Annotated in this window: 14 protein-coding genes; 8 read left to right on the top strand and 6 right to left on the bottom strand. The window is 42.0% G+C overall.

The annotated features are described in order from the left end of the window. Nucleotides 1-18: 18 nt before the first annotated feature. The 5 genes from ectB to ACOQOE_RS01640 all read left to right on the top strand — a co-directional run bounded on the left by ectB (nt 19) and on the right by ACOQOE_RS01640 (nt 5,071). Entirely contained in the window at nt 19-1,329 is a 1,311-nt protein-coding gene (gene ectB, locus ACOQOE_RS01660) for a diaminobutyrate--2-oxoglutarate transaminase (RefSeq protein WP_067868765.1), read from the top strand. 15 nt (nt 1,330-1,344) lie between these two features. Next, a complete protein-coding gene (locus tag ACOQOE_RS01655) occupies nt 1,345-1,737 on the top strand; it encodes an ectoine synthase (protein ID WP_067868762.1) in 393 nt (130 codons plus the stop codon). Nucleotides 1,738-2,099: 362 nt separating this feature from the next. Beyond that, nucleotides 2,100-3,533: an aspartate kinase gene (locus tag ACOQOE_RS01650; RefSeq protein ID WP_067868760.1), complete on the top strand. Its 1,434-nt coding sequence runs from the start codon at nt 2,100-2,102 to the stop codon at nt 3,531-3,533. A gap of 183 nt (nt 3,534-3,716) precedes the next feature. After that, nucleotides 3,717-4,619, top strand: a complete 903-nt coding sequence (locus ACOQOE_RS01645) for a hypothetical protein (protein WP_067868758.1) — start codon at nt 3,717-3,719, stop codon at nt 4,617-4,619. Between the two features lie 11 nt (nt 4,620-4,630). Continuing rightward, complete coding sequence (locus ACOQOE_RS01640) at nt 4,631-5,071, top strand: hypothetical protein (protein WP_067868755.1); 441 nt, start codon at nt 4,631-4,633, stop codon at nt 5,069-5,071. On the opposite strand, the gene ACOQOE_RS01635 is transcribed toward ACOQOE_RS01640, so the two are convergent. The 6 genes from ACOQOE_RS01635 to ACOQOE_RS01610 all read right to left on the bottom strand — a co-directional run bounded on the left by ACOQOE_RS01635 (nt 5,072) and on the right by ACOQOE_RS01610 (nt 11,207). Further along, entirely contained in the window at nt 5,072-5,641 is a 570-nt protein-coding gene (locus tag ACOQOE_RS01635) for a DUF3095 family protein (protein ID WP_420554755.1), read from the bottom strand. It abuts the gene before it with no gap. Nucleotides 5,642-5,643: 2 nt separating this feature from the next. Next, nucleotides 5,644-6,225, bottom strand: a complete 582-nt coding sequence (locus ACOQOE_RS01630) for a DUF3095 family protein (RefSeq protein ID WP_420554754.1) — start codon at nt 6,223-6,225, stop codon at nt 5,644-5,646. Between the two features lie 8 nt (nt 6,226-6,233). After that, a complete protein-coding gene (locus ACOQOE_RS01625) occupies nt 6,234-7,514 on the bottom strand; it encodes a GGDEF domain-containing protein (RefSeq protein WP_420554753.1) in 1,281 nt (426 codons plus the stop codon). 129 nt (nt 7,515-7,643) lie between these two features. Further along, nucleotides 7,644-8,684, bottom strand: a complete 1,041-nt coding sequence (locus ACOQOE_RS01620; protein WP_420553798.1) for an IS481 family transposase — start codon at nt 8,682-8,684, stop codon at nt 7,644-7,646. A 503-nt stretch (nt 8,685-9,187) separates the two neighbouring features. After that, nucleotides 9,188-9,838 carry a response regulator gene (locus tag ACOQOE_RS01615; RefSeq protein WP_420554752.1) on the bottom strand — a complete coding sequence of 217 codons (651 nt, stop codon included), beginning with the start codon at nt 9,836-9,838 and terminating at the stop codon, nt 9,188-9,190. Beyond that, nucleotides 9,825-11,207 (bottom strand): histidine kinase, encoded by a 1,383-nt coding sequence (locus tag ACOQOE_RS01610; protein ID WP_420554751.1) that lies wholly within the window; start codon nt 11,205-11,207, stop codon nt 9,825-9,827. Before ACOQOE_RS01610 ends, ACOQOE_RS01615 begins: the two co-directional genes overlap by 14 nt. Nucleotides 11,208-11,398: 191 nt before the next feature. Here ACOQOE_RS01610 and ACOQOE_RS01605 point away from each other — a divergent pair, with 191 nt between their 5' ends. From ACOQOE_RS01605 to modB, 3 genes are all read left to right on the top strand, one after another. Continuing rightward, nucleotides 11,399-11,827, top strand: coding sequence for a cupin domain-containing protein (locus tag ACOQOE_RS01605; protein ID WP_067869963.1), 429 nt, complete (start codon nt 11,399-11,401; stop codon nt 11,825-11,827). 216 nt (nt 11,828-12,043) lie between these two features. Continuing rightward, the gene (gene modA / locus ACOQOE_RS01600; RefSeq protein ID WP_420554750.1) at nt 12,044-12,808 is read left to right on the top strand and encodes a molybdate ABC transporter substrate-binding protein; all 765 of its coding nucleotides are present in this window, start codon (nt 12,044-12,046) and stop codon (nt 12,806-12,808) included. After that, nucleotides 12,805-13,491 carry a molybdate ABC transporter permease subunit gene (gene modB / locus ACOQOE_RS01595; protein ID WP_067869969.1) on the top strand — a complete coding sequence of 229 codons (687 nt, stop codon included), beginning with the start codon at nt 12,805-12,807 and terminating at the stop codon, nt 13,489-13,491. Before modA ends, modB begins: the two co-directional genes overlap by 4 nt. The last annotated feature ends 10 nt before the right edge of the window (nt 13,492-13,501 follow it).

The raw sequence follows: 13,501 nt of genomic DNA, 5'->3' as shown, positions 1-13,501 counted from the left end.
AATTAAGAGATTTACATAATGAAAATTTTCGATGAGATCGAATCAGAAGTTCAGTCCTATGCCCGTTCATTTCCGCGTGTTTTTAACCGCGCTAAAGGCGAGTACCTTTATTCAGAAGACGGCACAGAGTATCTCGACTTCTTAGCAGGTGCAGGTACGTTAAATTATGGGCACAACAACGACCTATTTAAAGAAAAACTCCTCGAATACATTCAAAGCGATGGCATTACGCATGGCTTGGATCTACATACTACAGCCAAAGGACAATTCCTAGAGGCATTCAACGAAAAAATCCTTAAACCTAGGGATCTCGACTATGTTGTTCAGTTTACTGGGCCAACAGGCACCAATGCGGTTGAAGCTGCATTAAAATTAGCACGCAACATTACTGGTAGAGAAAACATTATTGCCTTCACTAATGGATTTCACGGTGTAAGCTTAGGCGCACTGGCTGCAACAGGTAACTCCCACCACCGTGGTGCTGCAGGCGTAAGTTTAAATGGCGTTAGCCGTGTTCCTTATGACGGCTACCTTGGTGAAAACATTGACACAACAGCTTATCTAGAAAAACTACTCATGGACTCAAGTAGTGGTATTGATACGCCCGCCGCTGTCATCGTAGAAACAGTTCAAGGTGAAGGTGGCATTAATGCCGCAAGCTTCGAATGGCTACGTAATTTAGAAGCCGTATGTAAAAAGCACAAAATCCTTCTGATCGTAGATGACATCCAAGCAGGCTGTGGACGAACAGGTAGCTACTTCAGCTTTGAAGAAGCTGGTATAAAACCTGATATCATCACGCTATCAAAATCACTTGGTGGATACGGTTTACCCTTTGCTGTGGTACTGATTAGCCCAGAGCTCGATCAATGGAAACCCGGTGAACATAACGGTACATTCCGTGGTAATAACTTTGCCTTCGTCACTGCTAAAGCGGCCATCGATCATTATTGGTCGGACAACACATTCGCAGACAGCGTTAAACGTAAAGGCAACTATATTTCACAACGTCTAAACAGCATTGTTGCAGAATATGGTGAAGGGAACTTCAGTACCCGTGGTCGCGGTATGTTCCAAGGAATCAACTGCGTAAATGGTGAACTGGCTAGTAAAATTACACGTATCGCATTCCAACAGGGTGTAATGATTGAAACCAGCGGTGCCGATGACCAGGTCATTAAGTTTCTTTGCCCATTAACTATCAGTGACGAAAATCTCAAACGAGGCATAGATATCGTTGAGAATGCAGTTAAAGCAGTTTGTGCCATTGAATCAAAAATGCCAGAAGATAATTGTTACTTTGACGACGTTTATCACGAAATCGGCTAATTAAGGATACCAAGAATGATTGTTAGAACACTGAAAGAAGCTGAACAGAGCGCACGACGCGTAGTATCCCCAGACAAACATTGGGAAAGCACTCGACTACTGCTTAAAGAAGATAATATGGGTTTTTCCTTCCATATCACCACTATCTACGCGGGTACAGAGACCCATATTTGGTATCAAAACCATTTGGAATCTGTTTACTGTATTAGTGGAGAAGGTGAAGTAGAGACGCTAGAAGACGCAGCGATTCATTCTATTAAACCTGGCACTATTTATATTCTAGACAAAAATGATGAACACATGCTGCGGGCACATACAGAATTGAAACTCGCTTGCGTATTTAACCCGCCTTTAACAGGGCTGGAAGTTCATGATGAGAATGGCGTTTATCCAATAGACGAAAGCTAATCTTAAGCAGAGCAAAATAGAATCACCACGCCCACAACTAAGCACGACATGACTCATCTAAATGAATTACATTGTAAATTTGTAATTCATTTAGATAAGTAACATACCTGATAGGGCTCTTCATTAGGTGGTTTTCAAACCCTCTTGAATAGAGGCAGTCTTTGCTAAAGAAAGTATTTACTGTTCTTTTCTGTCTAAAAAACACAGGCGACCGCCACCCCCAAAGATTCAGTAAACGGGTAAATCGCAACTCTTAACCGCACGATGTTAGATCCGATTTTCAGTGAAAAACCATAGGCGAAGGTTTTCCTAAACAGATCATCTAACAAAAGAAAGAAGGATCAACACCTTAGGGAAACACAATGACACATACAGTAGAAAAGATTGGCGGCACCTCAATGAGCCGTTTTACAGAAGTATTAAATAATATTTTGTTACGCAAAAAAAATGGCAGCCTATTTAACCGCATATTTGTTGTCTCCGCTTATAGCGGCGTTACAGACCTGTTACTCGAACATAAAAAGACAGGTGATGCCGGGGTATATAGCTGCTTTGCTGAAGCCGAAGAAGAAGATGCATGGATCGATCAGCTTGCTAAAGTAAAAACAAAGCTGTTAGAAATCAATGAGCTTATGTTTACCGGAGATGATCTCAGCGCTGCTAACACCTTTATTTCTGCGCGCATAGCCGATACTGAACGCTGTATGAAAAATCTACATAACTTGTGTTCCTATGGTCATTTTCAACTGGAAGAACACTTATCCACGATACGTGAGATGCTTGCCTCTATTGGCGAAGCGCACAGTGCTTACAATACAGTCAAACTACTCCAACAGAATGAGCTCCCTGCGCGGTTTGTCGATCTAACTGGCTGGAAGCAAGAGCAGTCCCTACCTGTCGATGAAATGATAAAACATCACCTGCTGCCATTAGACCCAAGTAAAGAGCTATTAATTGTAACCGGCTATACTCATTGCGAAGAACAGCTGATGCGAACCTTTGATCGCGGTTATAGTGAGATGACCTTCGCAAAAATTGCGGCTTTAACAAATGCCCGCGAAGCAGTTATTCATAAAGAGTTTCACTTAAGCAGCGCAGACCCTAAATTAGTAGGCGAAGAGAATGTCGTCACTATAGGTATGACTAATTTTGACGTTGCTGATCAACTCTCCAATTTAGGTATGGAAGCAATCCACCCTAGAGCCGCACGAGAGATTCGTAAGTCGGGCATTCCCATTCGTATTAAAAATACTTTCGAGCCTGAACACTTAGGTACTGTTATTGATAACAATTACTGTAACCCTCGGCCTTGCGTAGAGATTATTACAGGACGTAACGACGCAGTCGGCATCGAAATTTTTGACCAAGAAATGCTGGGCAGCCCAGACTACGATATTTATATCTCAAAACTGATGAAAGAGTTAAAAATATCCATCGTCAATAAAGATGCCGATGCCAACAGCATTACGTTTTATGCGGTTAGTACACGGAAAAAAATTAACCGTGTGATGAGATTAATTGAACAGCAGTATCCCTCTGCAGAAGTAAGCATGCATAAGATCGCTATAATCTCTGCAGTTGGCTCAGATATAAAAGTAAAAGGTATTCTGGCAAAAACTATCTCGGCGTTATCAAACGCTGATATCAACATTCTCGCCCTCCATCAATCCGTTAGACAAGTAGAGATGCAGTGTATAGTGGAACAAAGCGACTATGAGAAGGGGATAAAAGCACTTCATGTCGCGCTAATTGAAGAGGAAAACCACGGCGATGTTATCCGCAAAATAGCTGTTTAACCGCTAAAAAGAGCAGTAAAGTGATCAGCAGCGTAGACGCTGGGGTATCTCTATGTCAGTGTGGCTAAGAGCGACGCTCGAACAGGTACCCCAGCCTAACTACCAATGCAAAAGCATCACCTTTTCTGCATATAGGGTGGAACATCGGCATATGACTAAAAACCAACTCAAGGCTTAAACACTGTGTTCAGAAGAATATCTATCCTACTCATCTCATTCATTATTTTAAGCCTTAATGCCGTCTGGGCAGAAACTTCATCTACTGAGACAGTTAAAAACACTGTATCTGAAGACAAAATCAATACACTAGAACAACCTTTATATAACCCATTTATAGAGCGCTACATTATTGATGAGCTCAAACAGCTTAGGATTGAACAGCAAAATCTTAGGGTTGAATACACCAAAGAGATCACAGACCGGCAGCTTCATGTAGCGGAAATTGCAGCCACTTATGCCACAGATACTGTCACTTACTTCTTCTATCTTATTGCTGCGACAAGCTCTGCTTTGCTACTCGTCGGCTGGAACTCTTTGCGTGATATACGCAACAACATTCAAGGCCATGCTGAAACCAAAATTAGTCAGCTCATTATCGACTATGAATCTCGACTAGATGAACTTGAAAGAGGCTTGATCTCTAAATCCGCCGTCATCAAGGAAAATCAGCAAGAAATTGAAACAACCAACGAAGTGCAAGCCTACTGGTTAAAAGCAGGACAAGAAGCATCCTGGGAGCAGAAAATAAAGCTCTATGACCAAATTCTTGAATTAAGACCCGACAGTGCAGAAGCACTAACGTACAAAGCTGACGCAGCACTTGAACTAGACAACCCACAGTGGGCGATCGCTTTATGTAACAAAGCATTGGAGCTAGAGGCCGATAATGGCCACGCTTTCTTCCAATTAGCTTGCGCATTTTCTGATCTACAAGCAGATCATATAGCGTATGAATATTTACTTCGGGCAATTGACGTATCAGAAGAGTATCTCCGCCAAGCAAAAGAAGAAGAGCGTTTCGAAAAGAACCCAGAAATTATGCAACTGGTAATGGAGCTAGATGCGCACAAACCACTTATTGAATAGAGGGGAGCTGTATGAAGTTTATTACCACCGACAGCAAAGTAAAATGTATTCGCGAAATAGCAGGGCAAGAGAAGCTGATCGTCGATTTTGATATTAATGTAAACCAAGTAGCCCCTCATGTAGCAGCGCTCTTATCCACATATGAGATTAATGAGCTCGAAGCCTGGCTTACTGCGAGAGACACTCTTCAAGAGCATTTAGAAGAGATGCCTAATGAAAAAAATATTATCGATATTTTGCCTGAGCTAATGCATGAAGCGACACAAGCACTAAAGGAGCTAGGTTATATTGATAAACAGGTTAAAAAAGAGCTCAAACTGCGCTCCAGGGAACTTTCCACCTTATTAAAAAGCATAAATACCGTAGATGAAAGCCGCCCGAAAAAAGCAAATACAGTCGGAAAAATTGAAATCCTCAAAGAGAAGCTTGATGCCGTTAAAAAGCAACTTTGATCACTGCTGAGCCGCCAAACGTTGATTTTTCAGGCCAACCGCGGCCATCGCATAACCTCCATCCGAACCATCAATAAAGTGCAAATGCTCGCCGTCGGCAATACTCTCAACATGACAAGTCATTTGAGCGGCATCAGATGCACTGACCCCAAAAAAGATCTGCTGCTGCTCATATTCTGATTCCAAATAAGCAACCAGCGCTCTATGCTCCCGTTCCGAGCAATTAATCACCATTCTTAAGGTGTCATCGTATTTATGAAAATCGCAATGAGTAGAGATCTTTTCCATATAGTTTTTTAGTTGAGGAAAATATTTATACAGCCCCAAACGGAATAATGGGATCGAAATAAACACTTCACCCATTGCTGCGAAAAAGGCTTTGCTCGGTTTGATCTCGGAAATACTTAGTTGGCGTTTAAAGTTCTTAAAAAACGACTCATAACTCGCCTGCTGCATATTGATTGGATTCAGGCAGGATAAAGAGGTCCCTAGCAGGCTCTCAAACTTTGCAATTGCCCTTTTAACGGCTTGTTCATCATCGAGCTGCATAGGCTGAACTAAAATCGACAAAGTCACCCCTGTCGACGATGGGATTGGCTTCCAGCGACAAGACAAGACAAGCCAGCAAATATTTTTTCTTTAGAAAAACAGCATTTTGGAGCCACTCGATACTCAGGGGAGGACTTCACTAAAGACTCAGCTAAACTAACCCCGCCGCCCTTAAACATAGCTTGCGGAGGACTCTCACCTGATAAATATTTAGCAACCTTTACATCTCGACCCATTGCACGAACAGCACTAACAGGCACAAGCCCTGCATGCAGGTCAAAGTCAAAACTCTCTTTAGCGTAAAAGCTCAAAGATTGAAGTACTTCCTGCGCAACTCCATACATACTTTTTTTAATTAAAATCGTTGCCCCGTCACCACCAAACATAAATGGCAGATCACGGCTAATAAGGTTCAAATGGGAGGTAATAGCCGCCGCGCCAACAAAATTAACATCCCTATAGCGCCCTGCCTTAATAGCTTCAGTCGAAGCTCGCACATCAATAACAGAGATAAACCAATCATCAGGTATAGATTGATAGTGACGATTGTCAACAATCTGAACCGTATTAGAAAAACCTTCTAGCTCGTGGTAAAAATTATCCATAAATACTCTTATTGCAACCCATTATCGACACTCAAAAACGTTAGAGAATAATAGGTTTGGTTTTTACCCAAGCTCTTAGCCTGATACATAGCCGCATCAGCAACCTTCAAGGCAGATTCTAAATCTATCTTTTTCTCAATTAAACAAGCACCTATAGACACAGTTACCGGACCATGTAAATCAGTCCAAGAATTAATATCTAAACCGCGAATTGTTGAGTTGATTTTATTACAAACCTCTTCAACCCCTTGTTTCGAAGTATCGGTAATGAGAACACAAAACTCCTCCCCACCAAACCGACAAACTAAATCGAATTCTCGTAAAACGGCAGACAGGGTATTTGAAACAGCAATCAGTACTTGATCCCCTACATCATGGCCAGCAGTATCATTAATGATTTTGAAATCATCTATATCAATCATCAATACAGCTACAGCACTACCCGAACGATGCGCTCTTCTCAACTCCTTCATGCCCAAATAAAAAAACTGACGGCGATTATACAAACCGGTCAAAGGATCTGTAATAGCGGCTAAAATTAACTTTTCAGTCACTTCCCGTCGAGCGGCGTCAATTTTTTCTTGAACATAAGCTGAGATGCCAACCATTAACACAAGAAACCATGTCACAAATATAACAAACATCGCTATATAAGAAGAATTCAGCTCATTAGATAATGAGACAAAAAACAAACCAACAGAGAACGGTAGTAACATCCCACTGATTGATTGATAGCGAGCGATACTCCCACCTAAATAAGGACTTAAAATCGCTTTTAAACCACCATAGTTTGAGGTTCTCGCTAACACAGCCCACCCCAATAGAAAGCCAATTATCGCCGTATATAAAGACATATGGCTATAGAATGTTTCCAGCCCATAAGCATATCCAATAAAGGAAATACATGGGATAGAGATTGCCAAGTAAGCTATTAGCTGCTGAACATTCTGTCTCCCATATATATCAGCCAGCACCGCGCTGCTGATCATCAAGAGCATAATTGCAGTATTAACACTTAAGTAATTAACAAAAACAGAGCCATTAGAATCAAACACCTCTTGCTTAAAAATAATATTAGGCGGCATAAGGTCTGTATTAAAGACATAGTCAATAATGACCATAAGGACGATAATTCCACAGACTATTACAACTACTTTTTTAGTGGAATTAATAATGGGTTGATGATTCGGCAAGAAAATGGAGATACCAAGAGATAAAGATAATAACGCGGTGACGGGGTGCGTAGCGGGCTCCTGCATTATAGGTCGATATAAAAACTCAACATCCATCCAATAGCCATATAAAACAACTACAGAGAGAATAGCCGCAAGGGCCGAAAGCTGGAAGGAGATCAGATAAAATGTAGTAGCTCAGACTTGATCTGACAGTTACCCGTTTTTTATCTGGTGTCTGTCAGTTTAGATCTGGGCTAAATTCTTCTCGGCCCAGACCCGTTTACCATCAAGCAACGTTTCCATTGGCGTTCTACCGCAACATACCTTGCCCTGATGAGTTCGTTCATTGTTGTAGTATTCCATCCAGCCGTCCAGATCTTTTTGTAGTTCCTCAAGTGATTCGTAGAGCTTTTTACGGAAAGTTACTTGATAGAACTCATTCAAGATCGTTTTATGAAAGCGTTCACATATACCATTTGTTTGTGGGGACATCGCTTTAGTTTTGGTGTGATCAATATCGTTTATAGCAAGATAAAGCTGGTAATCATGCTGATCGACCCGACCACAGTATTCAGTTCCTCGGTCTGTAAGAATACGCAGCATAGGAAGCTCCTGTTCTTCAAAGAACGGTAATACCTTATCGTTGAGTGTATCTGCAGCAGTAATCGGTGTTTTAGTGGTATAGAGCTTACAGAAAGCGATTTTGCTGTAAGTATCCACAAAGGTCTGTTGGTATATACGGCCAACGCCTTTCAGGTTACCTACGTAAAAGGTGTCCTGAGACCCCAGATAACCTGGGTGTATCGTCTCAATTTCACCGCATGCTTCATCATCAGATTTCTTTTTCTCAAGCGCTGCAACCTGAGCATCGCTCAGGATGATGCCGTCGTTAGCAACTTTATCTTCTAAAGCTTTCAGTCTCTTTTTAAAGTTCTCAAGATTATGTCGAACCCAAATTGAACGGACGCCACTACCTGATACAAAGACACCCGACTTACGTAGTTCATTACTGGTACGGTGCTGACCATGAGCGGGTTGTTCAATGGCATAAGCAACGACAGCTTGTTCTGTTGCTTCATCCACTCTGTTCTTGGGATTCGGTGCTCTACGGCTTTTGTTGATCAGGCTATCGATACCACCTTCTTCAACAAGTTCCTGATAACGATAAAACGTATCTCGTGATACGCCCATGACTTTGCATGCTTTGGACACATTCCCAAGCTCTTCTGCCAAATTCAGCAAGCCAGCTTTGTGTTTAATGATTGGATTGTTAGTATGGATCATGAGAGTTACCTTTTGTTTTGATTTAAGATTCGACACCTTTATCAAAACGGGTAACTCTCTCTTTTTCAAGATGATGTGTCAGATCTAGTCTGAGCTAATTCAGATAAAAGACGCTAGGTAAGCTCCAAACTTTAGACGTTAAGTCTTCTTGTTCAATACTGTCTGTTAACTTTTCAAGCTCATAAGCTATATTAGGTACATTCTTTTTCGCCACCGATTTAATCCATTAAGTGAGTGAAGATGGATTGCTGTCTTATAATTTTTTGAGCACTTGCACAATAAAACCTAGTTCAACTTAAGGTATTCCTCAAGCATTCAACCTGAAATATTGCTCCGCACAATGTAATCCCTACCAACAAAACATTCTTGAATCTGAAGAGAAATCAAAAATAGTCCATAAATTCAACCAGCTTTGAGCGAGAGAGCTCTTCCCTCACCAGTAACCGTAGCCAAAAAATATAATTATTAATATGCCTCTCCTACAGAAAAGAAGAGCTTACTCACTATAGATAATCAGAAACAGAAACGACTCTTGCCTGTAATGCCGCATGCATTAATTCAAGATCTGTTTTCACCTCAAGCTTACTTTTAATAATGTAATAAGCGTTTGAAACTGTTTTAACGCTAATAGATAAGGTTTCGGCAATATCTGCCTTGGTTTTCCCTTCGGCTAACATACGAAGAATCTCGTACTCTCGAGTGGACAGCTTATTCACTATCGCTGACTTGCCATGCAAACTATCCATCGCTATAGCTCTTGCTATATCTTCGCTAATAGCTAACCTTCCGTTTACAACATCCATTACCGCTTGAACCAGTTCTGCCGGCGCACTACTTTTCGTAATATACCCTTTAGCCCCCGCCTCAATGACTTTTTTCGCCATAGAAGGATTCTGATGCATACTAAACACCAATACTTTAGCTTTAGGATCTAACTGACGAATTTGAATCAAAGTTGCTAACCCCCCTTTCCCTGGCAGGGATAGGTCAAGGATTAACAGATCTGGCTTATGCTGACGGTAAAGCACATAAGCATCTTCACCACTTTCAGCTTCTGCAATAATATTTAAGCTCGGCTGTTTATTTAATAAAGATCGATAACCTTCACGCACAATTGCATGGTCATCGACCAATAAAATATTAATGAGTCCCATCGGCCACCTCATATCCGAGCACAGGTATAATCGCCTCAACCTTCAAGCCACCAAGAGCAGAACGCGCAAAGTTAACCTCACCATTTAACGCATTAACACGCTCTTTGACACCTAATAAACCATTACCCGGTTTCAACAATGTTTCGGCGCGGGTTAAATTCCCATTGTCCTCGATCTGCAATAATAACTGCTCCCTCCCTGAATAAGGGCAACAGAGAAATACCTCAACACGTGACGCTGACGCATGCTTTACCACATTTGTCAGACTTTCCTGTACGATTCTCAATAAATTGACCGCTATAGCCGCAGGTATTTCATCACACCGCCCCTCGGTCACCACATGACAATCCACCTCTTGATGCTTAGTGTTCCACTCATCAATCATAGAGCTGAGATTTTCCATCAATCCCAGTTCATCCAAATCCGCAGGGCGTAATTTAAACAGCAAGGTCTTAACCAATCCCATCATCTGTTGGGCAATCTCTGTGATTTGAGACACTTTAGGTAGAAGTGAGGGACAATGATCCTTAGCCTCGCCCTCCATGTAATAAGCGATGGCTCTTAAACCAGTTAAGGACTGACCTAATTCATCATGTAACTCTCGGCAAAGATGCCGCCGCTCCTCCTCTTGCAGATGCAGTAACTTCATCGATAATTGCTTTCGTTCCTCAAAAGTTTCCTGCAATGTGGATGCCATCGCATTAATACTTTGAGCCGTGTCCTGCCACTCTTTAACCCTTAAATCTGGTAACCGAACCGAGAGATCCCCCGCCTGTATTTTACCTAAAGCAGCGGTCGTCAAATGTACAGGCTTCAGTACCCACCCTAATGTAATATAAAGCAAGATACATAAGGTCATAACCGTAATAACGGACATCTCCATTAAGTTGCTCATATCTCGCCACGCTCGGTGCAGCATTACTAAAAAGCTGGGTGTAACATTAATCCGACCTTTAACTTCCTCGTTAAACACTACATCACGTTGGCTGCCCTGCTCAGTCCCAAACTGATAGAGATAAAGAGTTTTAAACCACGCAGGCCAAATCTCTTCTGAAACATCCCCTTTGCATAAACTGCGTTCAAGCCGTCCCTCTAACGTTTCATACTGAATGCAAAAACCTGAAATACTACTATTACTATTCTGCCAAAGAAAAAAATCGGGAAAGTCGGTAGGACGTTGCATTAGGTTATGTGCTTTTAAAAGTTGCCACTCTAACTGCTGTTTAACCGAGTTAGCAATTTGGGCGGCCTGATCTTGCGCCTCTTTGTTCGATTGGTACAAGGCTACAACCGCCGATACACTCATCGCCACTGAACCGGTGAAGATAACGAGTAACATCAACAATGTATTAAGCTTGATCAGTCGCATAGTAAGCACTTTATAAGTTATTAAGAATTCATTCTAAAAAAACCATCGACTTAATGTATCGGGCTATATACCCGCCCCTCTTAGTCAATTTGGCTGTGACATGACAACAAGATCCAAGCTAACGTACCACCACTGCCCCCATGACAATGCTAAAGCTGAAGTCGTGGTTAACTATAATAAGAGGATAAGTCATGAGCCCGCAATACATTGAAGATGTTGTTGAATGGAACCAATTTGGTGATTTAGAGCACTTTCGTTACTCAATTCTCCACATCGACGAAGAACAGCAGCGCGCAGAAATCCTATTTAAATTTGAACCCCATAAGCCGATCATTCTTCATCGTCATAATTCACTGAATAAATTGTTAGTCCTTAAAGGAGAACATCACATCTATGATGCTGATGGTACGCTGTCGGAGGTACGAGCAACAGGAAGCTACACTGTTGCACAACCATCCGATGCTCCTCATGCTGAATGTGGTGGTGACGGAGGCACTATTATCTTGTTCAGTATTTTTGATAACACCTCCGGCGGCACTCTATACGACCTAATGGATCCAGAACAAAATATAGTAGGCACTCTATCTATGTCTGACTTAGTTGCCATTTATACCGCCTAACTCTCCCTTTAAAGTAAGGTTTTTGGTATTGGGCGAAAAGGGGGTGGCCCAAAAACGGTCACCTCTTCTCTCTTACTACCGACCAAAAGCCAGCTAATAACAGACGCGCTCTCCCTATCACTTTTGATCATCTTATATATCCGCTACCATATAACCAAAACCACCACTCATTATTAAATTCACTTATAAGTAAATAGTGAATTACGGAGAAAATCGATGCGATCTATCTCGATTATCTGCCTTCTTGTACTTAGTTTGTTACTTCCCACCGCTAAGGCGGAAGAGATTAGCGTCGCAGTAGCCTCTAACTTTACAGCACCGATGAAAGAGATAGCCTCTTTATTTGAGCAATCCACCGGCCATAAAGTACGCTTATCTTTTGGATCCTCCGGTAAGTTTTATGCGCAAATAAAACATGGTGCCCCATTCCAAGTCTTTTTTTCCGCCGATCAAAAAAAACCTGAACAACTTGAACGGGATAGGCTTATAGCACCCTCTAGCCGTTTTACTTACGCAAGAGGTCGCCTTGCGCTTTGGTCATCGCAGAAAGGCTTTGTTAAAGGAAATGCGGAACGGTTGAAACAGCTCCAATTTAACAAACTGGCACTCGCAAACCCGAAACTGGCTCCTTACGGAGTAGCAGCCATAGAAGTGCTAGAACGGCTCTCATTAATTGAAGCAACTCAAAATAAATGGGTACAAGGTGAGAACATTGCCCAGACATATCAATTTGTCAGCACTGGAAATGCTGAACTAGGCTTTGTAGCCCTCTCTCAAATATTAAAAGATGGAAAATTAAAAACCGGGTCTAGTTGGGTTATTCCTGAAAATTTATATAATCCAATCAAACAGGATGTAGTGTTATTATTACGCGGAGAAAATAGTCCTGCTGCCCAAGCACTCCTCAGTTTCATCAAAGAGCCGCAAGTAAAACAGATCATGACATCTTATGGTTATAAACCTTTAGCAGCTAATCCATGAGTTTTTCGGAAGCGGACTTAGCGGCCATTTGGCTAACATTGCGTCTAGCGACAACGGTTACCTTGTTACTGTTAATAATAGGCACGCCTATCGCTTGGTGGCTAGCTCGAACAAGTTCGGTCTGGAAAGCACCTATAGCAGCTATAGTTGCCCTACCTCTGATACTGCCGCCCACTGTACTTGGTTTCTACCTTCTCATAGCGATGGGCCCTCATGGTTTCTTTGGCCAATTTACTCAGAGCCTAGGCTTAGGTACGCTGCCCTTTACTTTCTGGGGACTTGTCATCGCCTCTGTATTTTATTCTATGCCTTTTGTTGTACAGCCGATCCAGAACGCGATGGAAGCTATAGGAGAACGTCCTTTAGAGGTTGCTGCCACGCTGAGAGCAGGCCCTTTTGATCGCTTTTTTACCGTTGTTCTACCGCTAGCAAAGCCTGGGTTTATAACCGCATCGATTCTTGGTTTCGCACATACAGTGGGAGAGTTTGGCATTATATTAATGATAGGTGGCAATATTCCGGGAGAGACCCGCGTCATATCTGTACAGATATATGATCATGTCGAGGCACTGGAGTTTATGCAGGCACATGCCCTGTCTGGCGCTATGCTTATTTTCTCTTTCTCGGTACTTTTAGCGCTGTATTGGCTCCAGCGTAAACAAAAAGTTTCGCTTTTAAACTAGATGAGGCCTC

Source organism: Neptuniibacter marinus, from assembly GCF_965223595.1.
Lineage (GTDB): Bacteria > Pseudomonadota > Gammaproteobacteria > Pseudomonadales > Balneatricaceae > Neptuniibacter > Neptuniibacter marinus.
Note: the sequence above shows the minus strand (reverse complement) of the source record. Positions and strands in the feature narration are given on the sequence as shown.